We start from the raw sequence: 26583 nt of genomic DNA on the forward strand, positions 1-26583 counted from the left end.
AACGGTGAAAACAAAGAAAAGTGGTTGAGTGGGGACAGATGATCCCTCTCAACCACTTTTTCAATTCCGTAGCTTTGTTGTTCTCAAATAGGGATAATTAACTCTTTTCCAAGACATTCTATAAATAGCAAAAGTGTCAATGGAAGGATTTTATACAGTGACGACATGGCTACGGAAATGGTTTGTGAGCAGTCCGCCCCTTATGGTTGAAGATAAAAATATTCTGGAAAAGGAAGTTGTAACGTCTAATATCGAACAAAACGAAGCCTTTGTGAAACAAATGTTTCTCGGATGCTCGGATTTGGTTTGCCACAACATTTATGAGGTTGACGGGAAGGTCCAGCGATTAATTGTCTATCTTGAAACTTTAACTGGCGAAAAAAAATTGAGCGAGCTTGTCTTAAAACCATATAAACGGAGTGCTGAAGAATCGGAAACATGGGATAGCGAGTCAATTCCTGTCGTTAAATCAGTAACGTCGTCGAATTGGGCGGATATCGTCAAACTTATGCTGCGCGGGTATGCCATCGTGTTTACTGCTGGTGAAGCGAGTGCCGTTTGTATTCCAGTAAATAACTTGGTTCATCGGAGCATCGAAGAACCTTCGTCGGAACCGGTTATCCGTGGTCCCAAAGAGGGATTCATCGAAAGGCAATCCGTGAATGTAGGGCTGTTGCGCAACTATATTCGTACTCCTCGTCTGAAAACGGAAGCCTTCACCGTAGGCGAGATTACGGAAACTAGTGTATTAGTGACTTATATCGAAGGACTTGCCGATGAATCGGTCGTTAACCAGGTACGAGATAAAATCGCCTCTATCCAGATTGATGGTGTATTAGAGAGTGGTTACATTCAGGAAATGATGCGGCAAGACAATCCATTCCCCCTTTTTCCAACGTTTCAAGTCACAGAACGGCCTGATGTCGTAGCAGGGGGACTATTAGAAGGTAGAGTAGCAATTCTGGTCGATAATACCCCTTTCGTTCTTGTTGTTCCAGTTACTTTTTGGACCGGTATGCAGGCAAGCGAAGATTACTATCTAAGTTACCCGATAGCTACTTTCGTGCGGTGGATCCGATTTATTTTCTTGTTTATTGTTGTCTTTGCCCCTTCTTTTTTTGTAGCGGTGACCACGTATCATCAGGAAATGATACCCACCAGTTTATTGTTGAGCATCGCCTCCGCTCGGGAACCGGTGCCATTGCCGATTATGATAGAAGTCTTGTTGATGGAAATCATGTTTGAAGCTTTACGCGAGGCCGGGCTTCGTTTACCAAGAACGATAGGGCAGACAGTAAGCATCGTCGGTGTGCTGGTCATCGGGCAGGCGGCCGTACAGGCGGGCATTATTTCGGCTCCCACCGTTATCGTCGTATCTACGACAGGTATTGCCGCCTTTGTTATCCCGCGATTTAATTTTGCCAATGGGATCCGTTTGCTTCGGTTTCCGATCATCTTCTTGGCGGGATCGCTGGGATTATACGGTATAGCGCTCGGTTTTTTGGGAATTTTACTCCACGTTGTGCATTTGAAATCTTTCGGAGTTCCCTATTTTACACCGGTGGCTCCCTTTTCCATAAGAGCGCTTAAAGATGCTTGGCTCCGGTTTCCCCGAAAAAATGGCGTCGGCCTATCCGCACCCACTTACGAAAGTGCTACTAAAGCGCAACAGCGTGAAGGAGGAGAATAGTTGAAACGATGGTTACGAATCGGGATTTTATTGATTCCACTGGTCATTACAGGCTGTTGGGATCGCATGGAAATCAATGATATCGGTTTGGTTATGGGAACGGGGCTGGACTTGTTGGAAGACGGTAACATACGGGCGACACTTCAGATTTCTGTGCCTTCCCCATCCTCGCAAACTACCGGAGGAAGCTCTAAAGAAGGGGACAGATTCTTTCTGATTTCAGAGGTTGGGAAAAGTTTGTCAGATCTTGAACAAAAGCTTCAGCAAAAAATGTCTAGAACGCTTTTCTTTTCGCATCGCAGTGTTATATTAATCGGGGAATCTTTGGCCAGACATGGCATTAACGACATTCTGGACTCTTTCAGCCGCCAACCGCGGAACCGGTTAAAAACGTACATATTTGTTGTCAGAGGAATGAAAGCTGAGGATTTGCTGCAAGTCCCTTACCCCTATGAACTGGTTCCCGCGGAAGCCTTGAAAGAAATGCAAATTATGAGGGGCGATGGCGTATCCACTACGCTGCGGGATTTTTTGATAGCCTCAGCGAGTGAGGGAATATATCCGGCGGTCGGTGTTTTGGAGCCGACTCATTTTTTTAGCTCGTCGCAAAAAGATAAGGACGAACTATTTCGTATGAAAGGTACCGCAATTTTTAAATCGTCTGCATTGGTCGGCTTTTTGAATAATGAGGAAACGCACGCTTTTCTCTGGTTTAAGAAAAACAAGAAGACGGATAAAATCGTTGCCATTCTGCCTGAAGGAAAGGGGAATGCGGGTTATATTTTAACGAGCAGCGAAGTCATAATTGAACCGAATATGAAAGGAAATCATCTTCAATTTCATGTCGGTATAAAAGGAACGGGAAATCTGGTTGAAAACAATTCCCGGCTCGACGTAAGCCAACCGAACAACCATAAGCTTATCAAAAAGGCGTTGGAAAATCAGGTTGAACATGATTTGAAGGTGTTCTTGCGTAAAATACAAACCCAATACAAAACGGATATCGTAGGCTTTGGCCAGCAATTGCAAAGAAAAGATCCACAAAAGTGGCGGATCGTAGAGGAACAATGGGATAGGTATTTTGCAGCGGCTGAAATTTCCGTATCCGTGAACCTCACCATCAGCAATACAGGAGTTGTCGGCCCTTCCTTGCAATTGAAAGAAAAGGAGATTATAAAGTGAAACTTGTCATGTCTACAGGATATGTATTGTGTATTTGCGCGTATACTTTATTTCAATTTCGTCGTTTATGGGGGAGTAATGAGAAGCGGGAGGCTTGGATTTATGCACTAATTATGACCGTAACCGCTATCATTGGCGCGCTTCTAATAGCGGGCGTGGAACTACCTAGCCTTGTCGTTCCTTACAAATTGCTATTCGAACCCCTGGGGAAAATGATTTTATCCCCATAGCTTTGCGGTTTTTATTTTGAGAGTATCAACGGCAAGCAATATCAACGGGAGCAGGCTTTGCGTAAAGAGTGCCAATATTGGATAGGTGAAAGTAATCCAGGCTTGAAATTCAGCTTCATTTTTGAAAATCCAGACTGAGCCGACAGCGGATAACAGAGTTACCGGCACAACGGATTTTCGATAATTTGACGTGCCGAACAACTGGCTTGTACTTATGCAAAACATATAGAGCAGCATCGAAATCTTAATGAAAATCCCAAAAATCCATATGGCAATCGCAATCGCCTCCAACCTTTCCACGGGTCCGATGATTCCAATATATTGGATGACTTTCAAAAAAGCGAATTTCATACGAGGCGTTATCGGACCGAACATCATAATGGTAACGATGTCGATAGCTATGATCAACAGGACAACCCCTCCCATTGCCGATAACAAACTCATTCGGACATTTTGCGGCTTTTCGTTTAAATATGGGAAGAACCATCCCAAAAAAAAGAATTGGCTCATCCAGGCGGACGGAACCACTGCGCCCTTAAGTACCGGAAGCATTCCCTCCGCTAAAAACGGGGTCAAGCGGGCCAGTTCAACATCCCGGAAAGAGAAAATGAAGACAGGGATCAGTAGGACGATGATAATGAAAACAATCACTTCATTGCACCTGGCGATAGCTTCTACTCCTGCCAGTACGGCCAAGCAGGACAATAACAAAATGGAGACGATCAGAGCCAAAGAGGGAGTATTCATCAGAAGGATGGTGTTAAGAAAACCGGCATGCTCGTTTACAGTGCTGGAAATAAAGAAAAATAAATAATAAGTCAAATAAAATCCTAATATTTTGCCCGCCCAGTTCCCACAAATCTTGACAGTGTATTGCATGATCGATTGACCGGGATAACGTTTGGACAGAGCGGTCAGTACCCAGATGTTCACGACTCCCGTAAGCGAAGCTGGAAAAATAGACAGCCAGGCATTCTGCTTGGCGATAGATACCATAATTCCAGGTACAGATAAAATGAGCGTAGAAACAATAAAGGTGAAAAAAAGTAAGCTTAACTGATTTCCGGATATTTTTCCGCTTAATTGCACTCTATTTTCACAACCTTTATGCGTAGTTGATATCTCCCTATTTTATCCTTAGTTAACTTGTTTAAACAAAATAAATACACTTTTCCTAAAGTAACGATTCAAAAAGTTAAGGCTGGGAAGGCAGGCAAGATACATTGGTGCTTCTGCCATGAACGCGGGTAAGGGGCATAAGGCAAAGACATCATGTTCTTGTCAACAACAACCGGTTTCAGATGTAAAAAGACGACACTCTTAAGTTTCTTAAGAGGCCGTCTTTTTTTGGTACTATTATTGTCAGGTAGATAATATAACCTGCTTTCTCTCAGCTTTAAGCCGCTCCAGTTCCTGCTGAACCTCGTTCTTGATAAGGCTATTCGTTCCAGCCGAGGCGGGATTGTGATAAAATCGATCGACCTGAGAGTCTGCGGCGGCTCTCGCTTCCATCTGCCATACCTGTTCCTCCATTCTGGAAAAACCTTTTCGAATGGCATCCGTATCTACGGAAGCGACGACACGGTTCAGGTCTCGCATAGCCCGAGCGCCATTTGCTCTGGACATTAGAAACCACTTTTGGCTTTGCAGCTCGTCATACAGCGCCTTCGAAGAATGAAGCGTTTCTTGCAGTATGGCGATTTGCTGCTTCACGGTTTGATACTGCTCTCGATACATGAGGAGCCTATTTTCGCAAATGAGCTTTTCTTCTATAGCGAGCTGTGCGATCGTTTCATCATCCCGATCGAGGGCTAGATTTGCTTGTCGGACACGTTTACCGATGAGCTGCTCAAGCTCGCTGATTAACGCATCAAAATTGCGCTCTGCTATCAACTGATTCGTGAGCGCGTTCTTAGCGGTAGCGATTTGTTCCTCCAGATCTCTAAGGTACTGCTTGATCATGTAGATCGGATTTTCCATTTTATCGAGCATTTCATTGATATCGGCCAATGCAATGTCTTTTACTCTTTTAAAAATTCCCATTTGTTTTCTCCTCCTTGTGAATGTTGCGTTCCCATTCGTCTAACATGCTCGCCCTGTGACTTAAGGGCATTTGATAGTAAACCGGCGGCGTGGCAGCATCGATTTTTGTAAACCCGTTATTCTGCTTATGTGTTCGAAATCTTCTCCACAATAAATATCCAATGAAAACAATGACAAGCATCAATACGATGCTCAGAAGTGGCGATCCATGAAAGCCATGGTGTATACCTTCATAGGAACTGCCTCTGAATTGGTGCCAGTATTCCGAGCCGCTTATATGCCTTTCTCCCATCTCTCATTCCTTCCTCTCTATGGTTTGTCTTACATTTAGAAGTATAGGCTTGATTTCTTAAGGACAAGTTAAAGCCAACTGAATCATAATTGAAAGGTTGCTGAAAATACGCTGAATGTACGTTCCGGAAAAAATACGTTTTCAATGCTTCCAAAAGTAAAGAAGGTTTTCATTCTTGCTTTTTTTTATTGCCTATTTACATGACATAACGTCTTAGTGTACTATTACGTTAATACAATATTTGTTTCTTTTATTAAGAAGGAGAGATTTGGATGAGGGCATGGGTAGCTTTATTAAAAAAAGATTTTAAATTAACAAGAACCGTATTTTTCGTAGGACTTGTCATGAATTTATTGATTGTCTTGTTGACGTTATATATGGAGATGAAAGCAGATCATACCTTACTTATTTTCATACCCTTAGCAGTTGCTGTTGTTTTACATATTTTATATGTTCCGATGATTGTCTTTATCAGTTTGAGAACAGAGGCAAATCAGCTGCATCTATGGCTGCATAATCCCGGGCCAGCATCTAGTTTGTTAATTAGTAAGATACTGAACGGGTTGTTGATGCTCATTATTTCACTAGTGATGTTATATGTGATGTCTGGATTGCTAATCATACCCAAGTTCAACTTAATTGAAGCGTATTGGACGGATGCTTGGACATCGGGAATAATCATATTTCTTCATATTATTATCATTTCTATCATAATTGGCGTTTGGGTGTTATTTCTTTGGGCGCTATACCAATCCCTTAAATTCTCCATCGGGCGTTGGAGTTGGTTAGTCGTTATTGGGGCAGTTATCATACCTTATTGGATAGATGTCCTATTGGAATCCACTAAACTGTATAGTTTAGTAACGAAATGGGGGAGTATGACCTATCATTTTCCTACGTTTTCAATACAACCCATACAAACATATGCAGGAGAATATTTGTATACCTTCATGATCATCATTGGATTATTCTTTCTGAGCGCGTGGATCGTTGACAATAAAGTTGAGGTGTAGGAATGGAAGAATTTAATGCTTCAAAGCCTATATATTTGCAATTAGCGGATCGAATCAATCGGCAGATTGTTAGCAAAGAATTGAAGGCAGGTGAGAAGCTTCCCTCTGTCCGAGAAATGGGTGTCAAATACAATGTTAATCCAAACACAATTCAGCGTACTTACAGTGAATTGGAGCGTGAGGGTATCCTGGAAACGAAAAGAGGTCAAGGTACATTTGTCACGGAACAAGAGGATCGCTTGGTTCAACAACGTGAAATTTTAAAAAATGAGCAGATCCTATCATTTATCCAGGTGATGAAGGAAATGGGATTCAGCTCGCATGAAATCATATCAGGGCTCCAGGATCACTTAAGCAAGTTTGATTGAAAAAAAGGAGATGAGTAATTTGATTCAATTGACGAATGTTTCTAAAAAATATGTTAAGCAGCCCGTACTCCATAACATTTCAGTCACTTTGCCCGTAGGTAAAATTATTGGCATTGTGGGTGAAAACGGCAGTGGGAAGTCAACGCTATTGAGACTCATTTCTGGACTGTCGCTTCCAACGAGTGGGAGGGTAACCGTAAATGGAGAGACTGCCAATCGAAGAATCAGCAAAGTGGTCTCTTATTTATCGGAGCTTGGTTCTTTTTATTCTATATTCACAGTACGTGAAGCGATGGATTTTCAGGCTTCCCAATATACGGACTTTAACATGGCCAAAGCGGAAGAAATCATGAAGTTTATGCAGCTGGAGCCTCATATGAAAATCAAAGATCTCTCGAAAGGAAATCGTGGTCGATTAAAAATCATGCTTACTTTGGCCAGAGAAGTACCCTACATCCTAATGGATGAACCGTTGTCCGGACTTGACCCCATGGTACGAGAATCTATCGTTAAAGGAATGATTTCTTATGTTGACTTGGAATCTCAGACCCTCATCATGACAAGCCATGAGATTACAGAAATTGAATCATTACTGGACTGCTTCATTGCGATCAAAGGCGGATCATTACTTAGAATGGCTGATGTGGATGAATTACATGAATCAGAGGGTCTTGGTATCACGGATTGGATGAAGAAGAATTATGTCTAATAATCATTGGGAGGTAGAATGAACGAGGTCTCATTGTTTCGTCTTTATTTGCTGAGGGCGCTGTACCTTCTTATCGTCGTGGGGCTCGGAATCGTGGTATGGCCTGGAGTCATCCACCACGAAAAGCCATGGGAACTTATGGAAGGAGTGGTCCAATGCATGCTGGCGGCCTTTTCGGCTCTGTCAGTTCTGGGGTTGCGGTATCCGCTGCAAATGCTGCCGTTGCTTCTGTGGGAATTGTTGTGGAAGTCGATATGGCTTATTGTTGTTGCGCTCCCACTGTGGACCTCCGGTCAAATGGACGAGTCAACCTTGGCGATAGCCTTAGAATGCTTGATAGTCGTGATTTTTCCTTTCATCATCCCTTGGCGCTTTGTGTTTGCGCACTATGCGAAGAAGCACGGAGATCGGTGGCGCTGAGGGAAGATAGACAGCGCAGCCCATGGTCTGGGAACGTGGTCATTGCTGTAAGGAATTAAATTCAAAAAAGGAGATAAATAAATGAATACTAATAAAAAGAGCGCATTAATTGTAGGAGTACTGTTTATACTTGCAGCGGTTACGGCGATAATTGGTCTTATTTTATACGATCCTATCCTAAATGGTCCGGACTACCTGATGAAGGGCTCTGAACATGCCAACCAAGTGATACTGGGAGCGCTTATGGAGTTAATTCTTGTCGTTTCAGCGGTTGGTACTGCAACTACAATGTTTCCAATTTTAAGAAAATATAATGAAACGATTGCTCTTTGGCATGTTTGCTTCAGGTTCCTTGAAGCCATTATTATTACTATTGGTATAATCAGCGTACTGTCTCTGTTGACCTTAAGCCGGGAGTTTGCAGCAGCAGCGGCTCCGGATACCGCCTCTTTTCAAGCTTCGGGTATCGTATTAAAAGCCATACATGACTGGACCTTTCTGCTTGGGCCACTTTTCATGCTGGGCATCAACACGATGATGTACAGTTATATATTTTATAAATCCAAGCTCGTACCCAGGTTTATTCCCATCTTGGGTATGACAGGGGCAACACTTGTATTTACTTGTGCCTTGTTAGTCATGTTCGGTGTCATTCAACAAGTTTCTTTTTGGGGTGCTGTTTTGGCGCTGCCAGTAGCAGCTAATGAAATGATTCTCGCGGTATGGCTCATCGTTAAAGGATTCAATCAACGAGTTCTGCAACAATAAAAATTGGCTCATAAATAATAACAATTGCGAATGCAAATAAACCCCGGGGGCAGCCTCGGGGTTTTGTTGGAGATTTTATGATGTAGAAGCTGATCTAAGTTGTTATCCCGCATTTTGGCGGCGATCCGACAAGCACAATCGTGCAGCAGGAATACGAGAAGGAAATAGAGAAGTACATGGGAGCCAAAGTGAATATTGAATGAACGCGCATCCCGTGGGGCGAGTATAAAGAGAAAGATATCGCGAATCATACGAACGGTGAAATTTAGGAGTGTCTGCTTATGCGGGGAGGTAAATAGGATGAACAAGCATGATCTGATATTCGATCAGCCGATCACAAGATGGGACGAGGCGCTGCCGCTTGGCAACGGATTAACGGGATGCCTCCTGTGGGGAAATGGGAAGCCGCTTCGGTTCAGCCTGGACCGCGGCGATTTGTGGGATTTGCGGCTGACGCCGGAGGTGCTGGACGCCGGGTTCACCTATGCGGGAATGATCGAATGTGTTCGGCGCGGTGACCAGGAAGGGCTGCTCAGCCGATTTGACAGCATCTACGAAAAATATCCGGTACCCAACCAAGCTTCCGGCCGGTCGGCTGGAGCTGCATTTTGGGAGGCCGGCGGATCATATGAGGAGCCATCTCGCAATCCGCGAGGCATGCGCGCATGTCGATATGGCTTTCGGCGATCGTATTGTTAAGGTGACTAGTTACCTGCATGCAGTTAACGGCCTCGGCTATATCAAAATAACCGGCGCTGCTTTTAAGGAAGGACGGCTGGACATCGTACCGCCCGATTACGCCGGTGCACTACTGAATCATACGGCAGACCCCGTTTTCCATACGAGCCTAACCCGGCTCGGCTACCCGGCCGCCACAATGCATGAGGAAGGAGATGTCCGCTGGTTTTATCAGCGAACATGCCAAGAACTTGAATATGCCATTCTTGTAGCCGAACGGCAAACGGCGAATAACCATTGGGAAGCGGTCTATACGATCGCTGCGAACCATGACGGCGAGCAGTGGCTGGAGAATGCCAAACGGAAGGTTATTAATGCGCTGGACGCCGGGTTTGACGCCGCATTCCAAGATCATTGCGCGTGGTGGGGACGCTATTGGGGCAAGAGCTCGATCGCTTTGCCGGACGCGGAAGCGGAGAAGATGTGGTACTTGAACAACTACCTGTTCGCATCCTGCTCGCGCAAAGGCTCTCCGCCAATGCCGCTGCAAGGGGTGTGGACGGCGGACGAAGGCCAGCTCCCCCCATGGAAAGGCGACTACCATCACGACTTGAATACGCAGCTCAGCTACTGGCACTATTTGAAAGCGAATCATCTGGAAGAAGGGGAGAGCTTCCTCGACTTCTTGTGGGACTTGCGACCGGAGGCGAAGCGGTTCGCGCAAAGCTTCTTTGATGCTCCGGGCATCAATCTTCCATCTGTCATGACGCTTACCGGCGGTGCGATGGGCGGATGGCCGATGTATAGTATGAGCATTACGAACCACATTTGGGTATGTCAGGCGTTCGACCATTACTGGCTATATACGGGCAACGGCGATTTCTTGCGCAACAAAGCATACGTGTACTTCAAGGAAACGGCGGACTGCTTGCAGCGCTGGCTGACTCTGGGAGAAGACGGCAAGCTGCGTCTGCCAGTATCGAGCTCGCCGGAGATTCACGACAATTCGCTCAAAGCATGGCTGGAGCCGATCAGCAACTACGATTTGGCGCTCCTTATTTATTTGTTCAGGCGATTGCACGATATGGCAGAAAGGCTCGCTTATGCCGCTGAAGCGGAAAGATGGGCGGATCTGCTGGGCAAACTCCCGGAGCTTGCCGTTAACGAGCGTAACGTGCTGATGGTCAATAAGGAAGAATGCCTCATGGAAAGCCACCGACATATGTCTCATATGATGGCCATTTATCCGCTGCAGCTGCTTGACCGACGTGGTTCGGAGCGGGATCGCAAGATTGCCGATGCGACGATCGCTAATCTGGAAGTGCTCGGTAAGGGCCAATGGGTCGGCTATTCGTTTGCTTGGGCGGCTGCTATGTACGCGCAGCAGGGTAACGGAGAAGCAGCGATTTATCATCTGCAGCAAATGTGGCAGTACACATGCTCGCCGAATGGGTTCCATCTGAATGGTGATTATAAAAAGGCGGGCGTTTGCATGTTTCATTACCGTCCATTCACGCTCGAAGGCAACTTTGCCGCCATTTCCGCACTTCAGGAAATGCTGCTGCATACGGACGGCGGGACGATTCGAGCGTTTCCGGCGATTCCCCGGAAATGGGCGGCAAATGACGTCGAGTTCCGCGATTTCCGCGGGGAGATGGGCGTACTCGTCTCGGCGCGATGGCGTGCAAACCGACTCGACTATGTGGAACTGAATGCTGAACGCAGCGGTTTTTTCCGAGTGCAGAACGATTTCGCGAGCGAAAGACTGCAAATTCGGATCGACGATAACATGGAGGAGCTCGTTTGCGGAATGAAAGACATTTTGACAATCTCTTTGCAAGCAGGGGAGTCCTGCATGATTACCGAGTTGTAACATCCTAGTTTGATTTTCTCCATGAAGGTCAAAATTTTGCATACATTGGATAGAATCGTTCCTAGCGCAAAGGTAAGGGATTCCGTTATAGTATGGATGTATATCGCATACCTTGACAAACGCACTCGTCCCTGAAGGACGACGGAGTCGTTTATCCTTGAGTTGCTTCAATATTCTATGAAAGCGAGTGATGAAAATGAAAATAGCAGCACAGCTCTATACAATAAGGGATTATCTGAAAACTCCCGAGGATATCTCGATCAGTCTTAGAAAGGTTAAACAAATCGGTTATAACGCCATTCAAGTTTCAGGAATAGGTCCTATCGGCAATAGTGAATTGAAAGAAATCGCAGACCGGGAGCAACTGACCATCTGTGCGACCCACATTCCATATGCGGATTTAACTAACAATTTGGATGCTGTTATTGAAAAGCATAAGATTTGGGATTGCAAATATGTGGGATTAGGAGGTATGCCGGCGGAATATCGCAACAGCCAAGAAGGATATGTGACTTTCGCCAAAGAAGCAACGGACATTGGAAGAAAATTAAAGCAGGCAGGATTGCAATTCTTTTATCATAACCATTCTTTTGAGTTCGCCAAATTTGGCGGGAAAACCGGGTTGGAAATCCTCATGGAGGAGACAGACCCTGAAGCTATGGAATTCTTACTTGATCTCTACTGGGTACAATCTGGAGGAGCGGATCCGATAGAATGGATAAACAAATTGAAAGGAAGAATGAAACTTGTTCATTTGAAAGATTTTGCAGTCACGAGTGATATGGAGCAGCGATTTGCCGAGATTGGCGAAGGTAATATGAATTACATCCGGATTTTGGAGGCATGTAAACAGGTTAGTGTTGAATGGGCTCCGGTTGAACAAGACGACTGTTATGGCCGCAATCCATTTGAATGCTTGGCGACCAGCTTCAATTATTTGAGGAACCTTGGTGTGGATGTTTAATAATACCCGCAATTTGTACATGGCAAAAAAAGAGCCTTGCATGCGACAAGCGTTTTCGGTTAGAGTGTATAATTGTGAACGCTTACAAAGTGAGGGGGCAACGATTTGAATCGGCTGTCTTTGTTTACCAAACAGAAGAAATCCATGCTGCGGAGAATGATTACGGTCTCATTATTTATTTCTATTGTACCAACGGTTATTACCGGACTAGGCAGCTACCTCTATTCCTCGTCTGTTGTAGAGACCGAAGTGAATAAGGCCAATTATCAATTTCTGAAAACTGCTTCCGATAATGTCGATAATAAGCTGCAGACGATTCAGATTAATCTGCTGCAATTACTGAATACACCTTATTTTTTGTCCGACTATAATGAGAATTTAAGTGCCGATCAGATAGACTTCTTCAGTAAAGTGTGCAAGACCCTTGGGGCTTTCCAAAATACAAACAAAGATTTGCGAGAGCTAGCGCTCTATATCCCCGGTATTGCGTATATGTCTCCGACAAGTGGAGTCATTCGTCCAGACGGCTTATTTTCTCGTGAAAAGCTCGATAATGAATTAAAGAAAGATTACAGGCTGCGCTGGTTGGAAGAAACGTTCCCTGTGACGTCCTATGCTGAGAAGAGTAGAGGGATTACGCTGATGAACAAGTTTCCGCTTGTCAGCAGCGATCCAATTGGACTCGTTCTAGCGTCAGTAGATTCGAGTCTAATTCGCGATATCATCGGGGATTCGACCGTCTATAAAGGACAGTTCATGTTCGTGGTGAACGAGAATGGAGGAGTAGTAGCTACATCCTCAGAGCTAATGCAGCCGACTAACTTCTATGAGCACATCCTGAAGGCGGCTGATGCCCAGTCGAAGTATAATTTTACCTGGAACGACACTACTTATCTGGTTACAGGTATCACTTCGAATTACAGCCATTGGAAATATATCGATGTTATTCCGGTAAAAGAGTTGCGCGCAAAATCGAGAGGCATCGCGTTCATGACGATGGGAATTGTATTCTTTTTCCTGCTTGTCGGCGTTATCGTGTCGTTCTTGGGAAGTCGGAGGATCTATCGTCCCGTTGAGCGCTTGCTGACGAGCATGAAAGGAGAATCCCATACGGAATTTGATACCGACGAAATGGGCTTCGTTCATCGCAGTTGGCTGGATTTGAAACATACGGCTTCACAATTGGAGAACGAGTTGTCACAACAACTGCCAATCATTCGCGAGACGTTCGTACTGCAGCTGCTTCAAGGCCAGTTTGCCCATTATACCGCTGTGCAGATGAACGAGCTGCTCAGACGGTACCGGCTTCCGGAGCAAGCAGAGTTTGCCGTTATTGCAATAGCCATTGACATGAATGCGAATCAGAAAGGGAAGTTCCGTGACAATGACAAGGAACTCATACTGTTCGCCATGAAAAACATTATCGATGAGCTTTCTTCAGAGTGCGGCTGGCAAGGTGTTACGGTTAGCGTTTTGAACGATAGTCTTGTTACATGGATATGGAGCGTTCCGGATGCTCATAGGTGGGACAAGGAGGAGCCCGATTTTTTCATATTTGCTGACAGGATGAGGGAAGCGCTCGCTAATTTTGTGCATCTCCCCGTGACGGCCGGTCTAAGCGGGACCGCTTATGAAGTGAAGGAGCTGCCGGAGATGTACCGCCAAGCGATGTTCGCGCTCGAATCACGTATCATTGTTGGGAGAAATAAAGTACTTCGGGACGAGGGGGCAAGCGTTAGCGAAGGCATCTATCCAGTCGAACTGGAACAGCATTACGAGAATTCACTGAAACTCGGCAATCAAGAGGAAGCGGAGCGGATGTTGAACGATTTCTCGGTTGCGGTCAAAAGGCTGGCGGGATCACCAGAAGGTGTGCTTCTCTATTACAATCAGCTGCTGGCCGCTACGCTGCGTACCGCCTACGCATTGCACGTGGAGCCGAAACAACTGTTCGGACAAGATGATCCATACTCCTATATCCGTAAATTGAAAAGCATGGAGGACATCAACAAATGGTTCGTAACCGCCTTGATAGCGCCAATTATCGCTGCCGTTCAGGGGAATCGCCACGGGGAATATGAGCTCATGGTGAAGACAGCCGTCCATTATATTCACGACAATTACAATCGGGATATTTCACTCGAAGAGTGTGCAGATCATTGCGGTGTCAGCACATTTCAGCTCAGTAAATGGTTTAAAAAAATGCAGCAGACCGTCTTCATTGACTATTTGACGGATTACCGTATCCAGAAAGCGAAGCAAATCTTATTGGAGACCGATTTACCTGTTAACGAGGTTTCCAGTTTAGTCGGGTATCAACGGCAAAATTTCATGCGCGTCTTTAAGAAGTTGGTCGGCATCACACCCGGACAGTACCGGGAATCGGTACAAAAACCTCATTCGTTAGAGCCATAATGATTTTGAAGGGGACTATTCGGTGGCGGACATGTTCGTGTTCCATAAAAAGGTATGCTCACGGGTACGAAGCCCTGGAGCGTATCTTTTTTAGTAGATAAGCGTATAAGTTTTATACTTTTGCTTCGCATCTACCTTGACCAACGCGCTCGTCCCTGAAGGACGACGGAGTCGTTTATCCTTGCATAATAGACCAAGTAATCGCACTTCTGACTGGGTCCTCCAGCTACATGCAAAAATTGCGACAATAGTGCAATAGTAGAATTCTACACATGAAAGAAGACGTGCAACAATTGCGCCTTGTAGGATACAATATTTTGATTGTATATTACGTTTAGTTTCTTAGCTCAAGTAACAAGAGGTGATGAAAGATGACGGATTTCGTGTAAATATCCACATTTCATTGATTGATCTGAAAGCGCTTTAAAGATATGGAGGAGCAGATGGAGGTTTCTAATTATGTCAAACAGGAGTAAATTTATTCAAAAGAGTTTAGGAAGAAAATGTAAGATGATCATGCTGACGCTTTTGTTTTTCTTGGCACAATTTTACTCATTCAGTAATCTATCGTTTCTTGGCGAGACGACAGTGCTGGCAGCAAGTCAGGCCACCATTCAGTCAACTAGTATGAGCGTGACCGTGGACGACGCTTTTCCCAGAATTGTTCAATACCAATGGCTCAGGGCTGGTGCGTCTCAAAATGCCGTATTTTACGGAAATGAAGACACGATGAATCAGGTTAAAATCAACGGTACAACTTACACACCAACGGTAACAAGTGTTAAAACAGGAGACACGATAACCTATACACTGAACATTTCAAGTATTGGGGTAACAATGACTTTGTATTTCAAAGTTACCGACAACATCGTCGAATTCAAGGTAAGCGATATTGCCGAAAACGGCGCGACGAAAGTAATGACCTTTGAAATTCCGAACCAAAACCTGATATCCATCCGTGATGATCAGGCTGGTGCACAGGAAACAGGGGTTGATGTCAAGGGTTCCGTCAATTACGATGATAATTCCAAGGAAGAATACAACACATTATCTACTAAGGCAGTTGACGCAAACCCGGTGGCAAAATCTTATCTTATTCTGAATACCGACAAGCTTGCAGCAACTATGTATAATAACGCCATTAATACGACGCCGACCACAGGGAGCAAGATTCTGGGCGACAAGTTTGAAACCAGATACTACTACCAGACGGTGAGCAAGACCTCGTATAAGAGAATGGGTGCATGGAATAATGCTTGGACTTACAGAGAAGTGCCAACGGAGATTATGGAATTGCCATATGCCAAAATCACCATTACACCAGATATAAATAATGACAGTAAAGTAGACTGGCAGGATGGCGCCATTGCATACAGGCAGATTATGAAAATTCCATATGGTGCAGACACAATTAAAAAGAGCTTTGCCGGTATTGCATATACCCGTGGAAGTCTTGCCCAGTGGCCCTTCCTGAGGACACTCGATATGGTCAAGAAGATAAACCTGTATACTGACGGCTTCGGACAGTTCTTGGAATATAAGGGACATCAGGCTGAAGGCCATGATTCAAATCACCCTGACTACGGAATCAACATCAATAAGAGAGCAGGGGGTCTGACTGATCTTAATTATTTTGTGAATGAGGCTGCTAAATATAACACTAGCGTAGGGGTACATATCAATGCTACTGAGGCTTATCCGGAAGCGCAATACTACAGTGAAGGTCTTCTCAGACAGCCGCACGCGCCCGGTTGGAATTCCCTGGACCAGGCGTACCTTATTGACCAGTACAAAGATGCCACTAATTTGGGGAGTCATGGATTGGCTGACAGGCTCGCAGAGCTTAAATCAAATGTTCCAGGCCTGAAGTGGGTTTATGTTGATGTGTATTATTTTCAGGGATATCCAGAGTGGAAGCTGGGAACAGAATTAAATAAAAACGGTTGGGCTGTGGGCACGGAATTCCAGGGGGCACTTGAAGACTATGCTGTATGGAATCATGTGCCGCAGATGAAGAGCCAAGTAGTCAGGTTTATGAAGAACGGCGTTGCAGATTCCTTCGGTTTCAACCCTATGCTGCTGAAATCAAGGCATGCAGGCTCCATGGGTTACGGGGACGACGGCAACGACGACCAAGGTAATAATACCGGCTTGATAAGCCAAATGAAAATATTCTTTACCAACAATCTGCTGATGAAGTATATGCAGAACTTTGACATTATGAAGTGGACAAACAACAGGATCGATTTCACTAACAATGTATATGTCAAAGAAACAACGCCAGAGCCTAATCCGGTAGTTGAGTTATACAAGGACAATAAAAAGATTGCTGCTTATCAGAACAATTATGATACTTCAACCTATAACATAAGCAACGTAAGTGCCAAAGTGTTCATCCCTTGGGATCCCCAGAGTGAGACCAAGATCTACCACTATAACACGGCCGGAGGAAGCACGACCTGGGACCTTCCGGACAGTTGGTCTGGGATGGACAAGGTGAAGCTGTATCAATTATCCGATACGGGCAAAACATTTGTGAAGGACCTGGGTGTAACGAACGGTCAAGTAACGATTGACGCAACTGCGAATACGCCCTATGTCATCTACAAAAGTGAGCAAACCAACCCTGTAATGACTTGGGGAGAAGGCGGATTTGTGAAAGATCCTGGTTTTGACAGCCACGACTTATCGCCCGCAACCTCAGCGTGGACTATAGCGTCTACTAGTGGTAGCACAAGCCATATTCAAATATCGAACAGCAACGTTGGTGAGACCTATCTGAATGTGAACGGAAACAATGGTGCGGATGCGACATTGAGCCAGACCCTAACAGGGCTGACCCCGGGCAAGACCTATCAACTTTCTGCTTGGATGGAGGTTAATGGAAGGACTGGAACGATCGGTGTTAACAACTATGGTGGATCTGAAGTTACGAACACTATGGAAAAATCGGAACTTACAAACCAGTATTATAACACGCTAAGGTATAGTCGTAATAACATGCAGAGAATTAAGTTGGAATTTACCGTTCCCTCCAATCACACTAGTGCAGACATTTATTTCAAGGCAAATGCAGGGACTTCTGCATCTTATATGTACCTTGATGACGTGCGTATTGTAGAAATGAATACCACGCCATTTGGAAGTCACTATTTCTTCGAAGACTTTGAGAGCAATGACGAAGGCATAGGACCTTTTGTACAGACTAAGCTGGTCGGTCGCATTCACAGATCGGAGTTTCATAATGGTTTTACGACCGATACGATCAACGGTAATTATTCATTGAAGATGAGGCAGACCACTTCAACTGAAACAGGCGAATACATGAGGACTGTGCCGTACAACGTCAAACTGCAGCCCAATACCCTGTATAAGATGAGCTTTAATTATCAGCTTGGTCAGATAAACAGTGGAGCCTATTCTGTTGCTGTCAAAGGAAACAACGGTGCAATCACTTTGTCCAATGTGCCAATTCCTGCATCAGTCAACGGCTCCGCATATTCAACATTTACTAAGACATTTTTAACTGGTAACTATGAGGATGCCTACGTTTCTTTTATAAAGAACGGGGGAGGCATGATTGACTTTGTCATTGATGACTTTGCGATTGACGTTTTACCCTCACTGCCTCCTTTGGCTGTACCAACAGGGTTAAAAGCGACTGCTTTAAGCCCATCCCAGATTAGCGTAAGCTGGAATGAGGCGGATTTAGCAACCGAATATGATCTGGAAGTAGATGGCCAAGTAGTAACACCTGCTGTCTCTCCTTACATGCATTCCGGGTTGGCTCTCAATTCTACGCATACCTATCGAGTAAGGGCAAAGAATACGACGGAGACAACGGATTGGAGCGCACCTGTTAGCGCTGCGTCATTGAATGCGATTTCAATCGTTGCAGCAGCGGATGCATATGTACGTGATGGCGGATCAGCAAATACGAACTTTGGTGCTGATCAAACAGCTCTCGTCAAGTTTGATGCAGTCGGCTATAACCGTGAGGCCTTCTACAAATTTAACTTGGAGCGTATACCAGCCAATGTGACCAGCGCAAAGATTAAGCTATATCCAACGACGGCTGGTGCTGTATCGCCGGGGATTAATGTCGAGCAAGTCCAGAATAATTGGAGCGAGTCTGCCATAACTTGGAACAATAAGCCATCCGTATTAGGGGCTAAATTGAATGCAAGTCCTATTATGCCTGATCTTAACACTGCATTTGTCATTGATGTGACGAATATGGCCAAGAGTGCGCTGGCTAGCCAAGATAAAAACATATCCATAAAATTAACGAATGCACTCCTGAGAGGCGGTTCTTCCGATAGTCAGTTCGCGACTAAGGAAAATAGTATAGCGCAATACTGGCCTGTAGTGGAGTATAACGCACCAGGAAGCATTAGAGGCAAGGTTGTAGACAGCAGTAATATGCCAGTTTCAGGCGCAACCGTGACAGCATCTGTCACCAGTTCCGTGTATGGTTCAGTTTATACAGCGGCGGACGGAACATATGCCATAACGGATATACCTTCAGGCTCCAGCTATTCCGTAACGGTAAGTAAAACGGGATACTTGGATGCGTCACGCACGAATGTTATTGTGCCGATGGGAGACGTTGCAATAATTGATATGACACTTACATCACCAATTAGCCTGCCATCAAACAACGCAGATCTGAAAGGGCTGAGCTTGTCGAGCGGACAATTGAATCCGGCATTTGCAGCGGAAACGACATCGTACACGGCGAATGTGGGCAACGATGTGAGCAGCATAACAATAATGGCGTCTGTTTATGATGCGAATGCGACGTTGATGGTAAGCGGACAGCAGGCTGCGAGTGGCCAAGCAAGCGAACCGATCAGCCTGCAAGCAGGCAGCAATACGATCAATATTGTCGTGACGGCTCAAGACTTAACGACGAAAACGTATGCGTTGACCGTGATCCGCGAGTCTGCTCCTCCGTCAACGCCGATTCTGGACAATATCGTATCCGGTAACGGAAAGCTTACCTTGAATTGGACGCAATCAACAGGAGCAACTGGTTATAAAGTCAAATACGGAACAGCCAGCGGTTTGTATACGTCATCGGTCGATGCTGGCAATGTTTCCAGCACTACCATTGAGGGACTTCAAAATGGAGTAACCTATTATTTCGCCATCAGCGCCTATAACTCAGGTGGAGAAAGCGGTAATTCCGACGAAAGGATTGGAGCACCAGATGGCATTCCTCCTTCAACCGAAGCAACTTTGGACGGAGTGAAAGGCACTGGTGATTGGTATACTTCAGATGTATCTGTAAAGCTTGAATCTCAAGACGATAATTCTGGTCCAGCTTCTACAGAATATTCATTGAATGTCATCCTTGGTTCGAGCGTCTTGCAGTCGACCTATGGATTCGTGCCTTATACGGCTCCACTCGTACTAAGCGATGGAACTTATCAGGTTCAGTATCGATCGACGGACCGTGCTGGAAATGTTGAAACTCCTAAAACGATGACGGTCAATATCGATCAGACAGCACCAACAACGGTGCTCACTGCAAATGGCAGCCCATTAGTGAATGGGGCAACATTCCAAGATAACGAATTGCTAACGCTAGTTATCCAATCTGAGGATCCATTGTCTGGAGTAGCTTCACAAACGATAACCATCGATGGAGGAGAGACTTCAGCGGAACAGAAAATTGTGAATTGGGAAGGTCAACTAGGCAACCATGTGATTCAAGCAGTTGTGACCGACCGGGCTGGAAATCGTACGCTAACCACGATTAGTGTGAACGTTACGACAAGTGCAAATGCTTTGCAGCAGCTTATCGCAAAATTTATGGCATCAGGCGAAATAAACGGATCGCTCGGGACACAAATTACAAACAAATTTACTCAGTCTCTAGACCAATTAAGCAAGGGCCATAATGATCAAGCAATTAAGCATATGGAGGATGTGTTGAAGCAAATCGAGAAAGCGAATCAAGGTGAAATTTCAGCCTATGCGAAACAAATTTTTATAATAGATGCCAATAGCATTATTGTAGATTGGTCCAAATAATTCCAATAAGAACGCGGTCAGGAGCCATCGCTCTTGATCGCGTTCTTATTACTTATTTCTTCCGCAAAAAATGCGACAATTGCCCGTTCGCAGCATTCCGTGAACCGTCCGAAGCGCTGCCGAGCTCCTCGCAATAATTGCGCCTTGTTTGTTACAGAAGATCAATCGTATATTTCGATTATGAAATCTGCGCAAGTCGCAACAAGAGGTGATGACATATGACATTATTCTTAAAGGATTGGGCTGTAGCCCTAAAAAGAGATAGGTATTTATATCTGCTTATGGCGCCAGGCATTTTGTTCTTTCTCATCTTCAAATACGGTTCGATGTGGGGGCTGACGCTGGCGTTCCAAAACTATTCTCCATTCCTCGGTTTCTGGAAGAGCGAATGGGTCGGCTTCAAGTATTTCATTGATTTCCTGACGAATCCCGACTTCTTTAAACTACTGAGGAACACGATGGCGATTAGTTTCCTGAACATCCTGTTCTTTTTCCCGGCGCCGATCATTCTGGCTCTCATGCTCAACGAAGTACGGCGCTTAAAGTTCAAGAAGCTTGTACAAACGGCGATATATCTGCCCCATTTCGTTTCTTGGGTTGTCATCGCGGGGATATGCTTCATCCTGCTTAGCAAGTCGTCCGGCGTTGTGAATGGGCTGATTGCGGACATGGGCGGGACGAAAATCGATTTTCTGACGAACGCCAATACGTTTTGGCTTTTGCTGACCGCGCAAAGCATTTGGAAGGATGCCGGATATGGCACCATTATTTTCTTGGCGGCGCTGACGAGCATCAATCCCGAACAATATGAAGCGGCGGAAATCGACGGAGCAAGCCGCTGGAAGCAGTTGCTGTATATCACGCTTCCGGGCATTAAGTCAACGATTGTGGTGCTGCTCATCCTTCGATTGGGGACGGTTATGGACGTCGGCTTCGAGCAGGTATATCTGATGAATAGCGCGCCTGTAGAAAGTATAGGCGACGTCTTCGATACTTACGCATACCGCGTTGGGGTCCAGCAGGGCCGGTTCAGCTTCGCCGTTGCTGCAGGCATGTTCAAATCGGTCGTAGGTTTAATCTTGGTGGTTGCAGCAAACCGCATCGCTAAGAAAATGGGAGAGGAAGGGGTATACTAGCATGAAACATTCCTCCAAATGGTTAGACGTTGTTATCTATACGGCGCTGTTTCTATTTTCCGTATCTACGGTAGTGCCTTTCATCTATATCACGATCGTATCCTTCACGGATCCGCATGAATTTATAACGACACCAGTTATGTTGTTTCCACATTCATGGAGTATTGCATCATATCGCTACATCTTGTCGTCCAATCAATTCGTGAATTCACTGCTACTCACAACGGCATTAACCATTGTAGGCACGGTCTGTGCGCTGCTGGTGACCTCCGGATTAGCGTACGGCTTATCGCGCAGAAGGCTAAAAGGCCGCAATTTTATCCTCACGGCTATCCTGTTCACGATGCTGTTTAATCCCGGCATCATGCCTAACTATTTGCTGATCCGGAATCTAGGCCTCTTGAACAGCTTTTGGGCACTAGTCCTGCCAGGCTTGGCGACTGCCTTCTATGTATTACTGATGAAAAGCTTCTTTCAAGACGTGCCAGCCGAGCTTGAGGAATCAGGTAAAATCGATGGCTGCTCGGATGTCGGTATCTTTTTCCGGATCATACTTCCGATCTCGCTCCCAGTTATCGCTGCTTTCAGTTTGTTTTACGGCGTTGGCTACTGGAACACTTATTTTGGTGGTGTGTTGTACATCAATAAGGACACGCTGCGGCCACTCCAAGTCGTCTTGCAGCAAATGCTGTCCGCAAGCTCTGCCGGAGCTGATTACGGAGAATCATCGGGAGCGGTTGTACCCACCGAAACCGTGAAAATGGCAGCCGTTGTCCTTGCAGCTGTTCCTATTGTCATGGTCTATCCGTTTCTTCAGAAATATTTTGTGAAAGGCTTGACGCTTGGCTCGGTGAAGGGCTAAGGCAGATGTCCTTTGAAGGGGGGATGCCGTTCTTAGGCATGGTTCAATAAGGTTGAGTGTTTTTTAGAGGAAATTAATAACGCAGTACAAAAATAGCTTAGGGGGAACAATCAATGAAAAAACATTTTAACATGGTAGGTCTTACTGCTACAGCGGCGTTGTTAATACTTACAACTGCTTGCGGAAGCGGTACGGACAAAAAAGCGGATTCGACACAACCGTCAGCTACAAAAGAGGCAGCTAAGGCGCTTACTGAAATTACGATCATCGCACCTACTTACAATGATGTGCCTAAGAATGATTTGGAAGCGATTGGGCAAGTCAACCAGAAACTCAATGTTAAAATCAATGCTTCATATGTCCCTTCTAATAACTACGACGACAAAGTCAACGTCATGCTCTCGTCCAACGACTTACCGGATTTGACGGTTGTATGGGACATTACGAAGCAAAATTGGACGCAAGCGCTTCAGCAAGGTGCTTTCTGGGATTTGACGCCTTATATCAAGAACTACCCGAATTTATCCAAAATTGACGCAGGCATATATAGCGCTCTTTCGTTTAACGGCAAAACGATGGGTGTACCGCGAGTCAGACCGCAGGATGGTCATGAGTCATTGATTATTCGTAAAGACTGGCTGGATAAATTAGGCTTGCAGGTACCAAAGACAACGGACGACATGTATAAAGTCATGGAGGCGTTTACTAAGAACGATCCGGATGGCGATGGCAAGCCTGATACTTACGGTTTTGCATCGTATTCTACTCCTGGGCCTCAAACTTACTTATTTTCGATGTTCGGTTCCTCTACGGCCGGGGGTATTTCGCAAGGATGGGCGAAGGACAGCTCAGATAAATTGATTCCGGCTTTCACAACTCCACAAATGAAAACAGCTCTTACTTATTGGAGCAAAGCATTCAAGGAAGGCTTAATTGTACCTGATTACCCGGTCATGAAAGCACAGCAGTTAAAGGATATGTTCATCCAGGGCAAAATCGGTATGTACATCGGAAACATTGTCGACATTTACAATTCTCCAAACATGATTAAAGAACTGCAGAAGACGAATCCCAAAGCAGATGCTGTAGCATATGAGCTTCCTGTTGCCCCGGATGGCAAACATTACTATGAACGTAGTTCAGGGAATTTCGGACAATTGATGATCAACAAGAAAGTTCCTGAGGACAAAATGAAGAAAATTTTGGAACTCATGGATTACGGCAACACGCTAGAAGGTTGGAAACAAATCAATTATGGCGTCAAGGATAAAGACTATACAGATACGAACATTCCAACGATTGTCGTTCAAACAGATGCGGGTAAGGCGAATCAGTATCCAAACCCGGGTCAATGGATCCCTAGCTACTTTAACAAATATGCAAGAGCCGAGAATGGAGATATGTCACCTGAAATCATTAAATATGATCATGATCTCGTTGACAGCATTAACAAGAATTCTATTCTGGATCCAGCCACAGGGATTAATACACCAACAAATGCAGAGAAGGGCGCTGACTTCCTCAAGAAAATTTATGACAATGAAATTAATACGCTTGTAGGCAAAAACAGTTTGGAAGATTGGGACAAATTCGTTAAATCGATGCTTGACGATGCTTCCTACCAGAAGCTCGCCAAAGAAGTGAACGACGCCTATAAAGCGAAAACTGGCGGCAAATAAGTACGATAAACTACGCAATAATAGCGATTTGCATATGACGGCGGGTGCGGTGTTTACCGTGCCTTTTTTTTTATTAGATAAAAAAGTATAAGTTTTATACTTTTGCTTCGCATCTAACTTGACAAACGCGCTCGTCCCAGAAGGACGACGGAATCGTTTATCCTTGTTTGGATGCGTATAATTTGAATCTCAAAGGAAGAGTGAATAATATGCTTGTGGAGCGATATGCGAATGATATTTCCAGACTAATAACTGCTTATGGAAACTATCATCCTTACCCAAAGGTTGAGAATAGAGAAATATGGGATTTAATTCCCAGTTCCATCCAAAAACATTGGATTTCTAAGGGAGAAACTCACCTTGGCTTTTCATGGCCGGCAATTACGGCTGTAGATTACATGGAATATTCAAAAAATGGAAATGTTGTCCGATTTCAGAACAAATATGAGGAACGCAGGATTGCACTCACTTCCTTAGTTCTTGCAGAATGTATGGAGGGAGCAGGCCGCTTTACCGATCAGATCATGAATGGGATCTGGACCATATGCGAAGAATCCTCCTGGGTAATTCCCGCTCATATGGTAATTTCCAAAGCAAGTTCATCCGACTGTATACCTAATATTTCCGACCAATACATCGATTTGTTTGCCTCGGAGACGGCCAGTTTAATGGCAACAACACATTACCTTTTGCAAAAACCGCTGGATGCAGTTAGTCCCAATATATGCGGTCGAATTCGTATGGAAATGAAGCGCCGCATTTTTGATCCATATCTGGAACGCAACGACTTGTGGTGGATGGGGCTGCAAACGAATCGTAAAATGAACAACTGGAATCCGTGGATCAACTCCAACTGTCTTTCTGCTTTCCTTCTGCTGGAGAGAAGCGATGAGCGTCGTTATCGGGCAATAGAAAAGGTCATGCGCACCCTTGATCGGTATATCGGCGATTGCAGTACGGACGGTGGATGCGATGAAGGTCCGGTTTACTGGGATCGTGCCGGCGGGGCATTGTTTGACTGCCTGGAACTATTTTACGAAGCTTCCCAAGGCAAGATGAACTTGTATAATGAGCCATTGATTAAAGAAATCGGACGCTACTTATACAGAGTTCACATTGACGATACCAACTTTGTCAACTTTGCCGATAGCAGCGCTAAATTTGAAATAGCAGCTGATATCGCGTATCGATACGGATTTAGGATTGGGGATCGGCAATTGATAAGATTGGCGTCATCTGCGTACCAAACGAACAAACCGCCGCTCTCTAGATGGCTGACGCTGCATCGCATGATACCTTCCTTTTTTCTGGATGACAAAATTATAGGGAAAAAAGAAACGCCCCCATTTGTTCGCGATGCATGGCTGAACAGTATCCAAGTTATGACAGCGAGGGAACAAGAAGGCTCCAGCCGTGGTTTGTATCTGGCCGTTAAAGGGGGCCATAACGATGAGAGCCATAATCATAATGATATCGGTCATTTCCTTGTATATTCGGACGGGAGCCCTTTTCTTATTGATATCGGTGTCGAAACGTATACCGCCAAGACGTTTAGTTTACAGCGTTACGAAATTTGGACGATGAAGTCCGCCTATCACAATGTACCCCTAGTAAACGGGATTCAGCAGCAGGCGGGAAGTGCCTTCAAAGCAAGTGAAGTAAGCTACCGGAGCGAAGATGAATTAGCGCAAATCTCGATGAACATTGCCGGTTCGTATCCTCAAGAGTCAGGATTGGGCACGTGGAAACGCACGTTCAACTTTCATCGAAATGAAGAAGCATATATCGAGATCGTGGACGATTTTGAACTCAGTCAAGAAACCGATGCTATTCAGCTGAATTTGATAACCCCGGACATGCCTCAAATTGAAAATACAGGAACGATCCTGCTGCGGAATGCGGCAGGCGAGCAATTACGGATCGATTATGACGGAAGCCAACTGATTGCATACTTCGAAGAAATCACTCTAACCGATGAAAAATTACAGGTTGTTTGGGGTGAGTTTCTTTATAGAATAACTCTGAAGGCAAAGTTTCCTGTCAATGCTTCTGTGTGGACAATGAACATTAGGAAGTGATATGTAATCCCGTTGTCTGGAATAATCGATTAGTAAATTACGAGATGTAGGCGTAGTGAAATCGGCCAATCTTTCAATTTTGGGTCTTTTCGGAGAATTAGGATTGAACTGGATGCCACTGCCATGTAAGATAAAGCACATACA

The 26583-nt window shown here is 45.0% G+C and carries 20 protein-coding genes; 17 read left to right on the plus strand and 3 right to left on the minus strand.

Annotation, left to right across the window (positions count from 1 at the left end; genetic code table 11):
• The first annotated feature begins 157 nt into the window (after positions 1-157).
• From ASG93_RS01890 to ASG93_RS01900, 3 genes are read left to right on the plus strand one after another with little or no spacing between them, the layout of a single operon-like run.
• Positions 158-1690 carry a spore germination protein gene (locus ASG93_RS01890; RefSeq protein WP_063891738.1) on the plus strand — a complete coding sequence of 511 codons (1533 nt, stop codon included), beginning with the start codon at positions 158-160 and terminating at the stop codon, positions 1688-1690.
• Positions 1691-2872 (plus strand): Ger(x)C family spore germination protein, encoded by a 1182-nt coding sequence (locus ASG93_RS01895; RefSeq protein ID WP_056828259.1) that lies wholly within the window; start codon positions 1691-1693, stop codon positions 2870-2872.
• Positions 2869-3102, plus strand: a complete 234-nt coding sequence (locus ASG93_RS01900) for a hypothetical protein (RefSeq protein ID WP_056828260.1) — start codon at positions 2869-2871, stop codon at positions 3100-3102. Before ASG93_RS01895 ends, ASG93_RS01900 begins: the two co-directional genes overlap by 4 nt.
• Here ASG93_RS01900 and ASG93_RS01905 read toward each other — a convergent pair.
• The 3 genes from ASG93_RS01905 to ASG93_RS01915 form a co-directional block, all read right to left on the minus strand.
• Complete coding sequence (locus ASG93_RS01905; RefSeq protein WP_056828262.1) at positions 3091-4191, minus strand: GerAB/ArcD/ProY family transporter; 1101 nt, start codon at positions 4189-4191, stop codon at positions 3091-3093. The two genes, ASG93_RS01900 and ASG93_RS01905, sit on opposite strands and share 12 nt — an antisense overlap.
• 273 nt (positions 4192-4464) lie before the next feature.
• Positions 4465-5145, minus strand: a complete 681-nt coding sequence (locus ASG93_RS01910; RefSeq protein WP_056828264.1) for a PspA/IM30 family protein — start codon at positions 5143-5145, stop codon at positions 4465-4467.
• Positions 5132-5437, minus strand: coding sequence for a hypothetical protein (locus ASG93_RS01915; protein WP_056828266.1), 306 nt, complete (start codon positions 5435-5437; stop codon positions 5132-5134). The genes ASG93_RS01910 and ASG93_RS01915 overlap by 14 nt, the downstream gene beginning before the upstream one ends.
• 272 nt (positions 5438-5709) lie before the next feature.
• On the opposite strand from ASG93_RS01915, the gene ASG93_RS01920 reads away from it, so the two are divergent.
• The 14 genes from ASG93_RS01920 (at position 5710) to ASG93_RS01990 (ending at position 26439) form a co-directional block, all read left to right on the plus strand.
• Positions 5710-6450: a hypothetical protein gene (locus ASG93_RS01920; protein ID WP_056828269.1), complete on the plus strand. Its 741-nt coding sequence runs from the start codon at positions 5710-5712 to the stop codon at positions 6448-6450.
• A 2-nt stretch (positions 6451-6452) separates the two neighbouring features.
• Entirely contained in the window at positions 6453-6818 is a 366-nt protein-coding gene (locus ASG93_RS01925) for a GntR family transcriptional regulator (protein WP_056828271.1), read from the plus strand.
• Between the two features lie 10 nt (positions 6819-6828).
• A complete protein-coding gene (locus ASG93_RS01930) occupies positions 6829-7527 on the plus strand; it encodes an ATP-binding cassette domain-containing protein (RefSeq protein WP_056829267.1) in 699 nt (232 codons plus the stop codon).
• Between the two features lie 18 nt (positions 7528-7545).
• On the plus strand, positions 7546-7947 hold the full coding sequence (locus ASG93_RS01935) for a hypothetical protein (protein ID WP_056828273.1): 402 nt from the start codon (positions 7546-7548) through the stop codon (positions 7945-7947).
• 81 nt (positions 7948-8028) lie between these two features.
• The gene (locus ASG93_RS01940; protein ID WP_056828275.1) at positions 8029-8715 is read left to right on the plus strand and encodes a DUF4386 domain-containing protein; all 687 of its coding nucleotides are present in this window, start codon (positions 8029-8031) and stop codon (positions 8713-8715) included.
• Between the two features lie 195 nt (positions 8716-8910).
• Positions 8911-9414 carry a hypothetical protein gene (locus ASG93_RS01945; protein ID WP_156410758.1) on the plus strand — a complete coding sequence of 168 codons (504 nt, stop codon included), beginning with the start codon at positions 8911-8913 and terminating at the stop codon, positions 9412-9414.
• On the plus strand, positions 9344-11266 hold the full coding sequence (locus tag ASG93_RS01950) for a glycosyl hydrolase family 95 catalytic domain-containing protein (protein WP_156410759.1): 1923 nt from the start codon (positions 9344-9346) through the stop codon (positions 11264-11266). The genes ASG93_RS01945 and ASG93_RS01950 overlap by 71 nt, the downstream gene beginning before the upstream one ends.
• 196 nt (positions 11267-11462) lie before the next feature.
• Complete coding sequence (locus ASG93_RS01955; RefSeq protein WP_235550698.1) at positions 11463-12230, plus strand: sugar phosphate isomerase/epimerase family protein; 768 nt, start codon at positions 11463-11465, stop codon at positions 12228-12230.
• Between the two features lie 105 nt (positions 12231-12335).
• Entirely contained in the window at positions 12336-14645 is a 2310-nt protein-coding gene (locus ASG93_RS01960) for a helix-turn-helix domain-containing protein (protein ID WP_056828283.1), read from the plus strand.
• 510 nt (positions 14646-15155) lie between these two features.
• The gene (locus tag ASG93_RS01965) at positions 15156-20684 is read left to right on the plus strand and encodes an endo-alpha-N-acetylgalactosaminidase family protein (protein WP_056828285.1); all 5529 of its coding nucleotides are present in this window, start codon (positions 15156-15158) and stop codon (positions 20682-20684) included.
• 218 nt (positions 20685-20902) lie between these two features.
• Positions 20903-21820 carry an ABC transporter permease gene (locus ASG93_RS01975; protein ID WP_056828290.1) on the plus strand — a complete coding sequence of 306 codons (918 nt, stop codon included), beginning with the start codon at positions 20903-20905 and terminating at the stop codon, positions 21818-21820.
• A 1-nt stretch (position 21821) separates the two neighbouring features.
• The gene (locus ASG93_RS01980) at positions 21822-22682 is read left to right on the plus strand and encodes a carbohydrate ABC transporter permease (RefSeq protein WP_056828292.1); all 861 of its coding nucleotides are present in this window, start codon (positions 21822-21824) and stop codon (positions 22680-22682) included.
• Positions 22683-22795: 113 nt separating this feature from the next.
• Entirely contained in the window at positions 22796-24361 is a 1566-nt protein-coding gene (locus tag ASG93_RS01985; RefSeq protein WP_056828293.1) for an extracellular solute-binding protein, read from the plus strand.
• Positions 24362-24543: 182 nt separating this feature from the next.
• The gene (locus ASG93_RS01990) at positions 24544-26439 is read left to right on the plus strand and encodes a heparinase II/III domain-containing protein (protein ID WP_156410760.1); all 1896 of its coding nucleotides are present in this window, start codon (positions 24544-24546) and stop codon (positions 26437-26439) included.
• The last annotated feature ends 144 nt before the right edge of the window (positions 26440-26583 follow it).

Source organism: Paenibacillus sp. Soil787 (genome assembly GCF_001429545.1).
In the GTDB taxonomy this organism is placed as follows: Bacteria; Bacillota; Bacilli; order Paenibacillales; family NBRC-103111; genus Paenibacillus_E.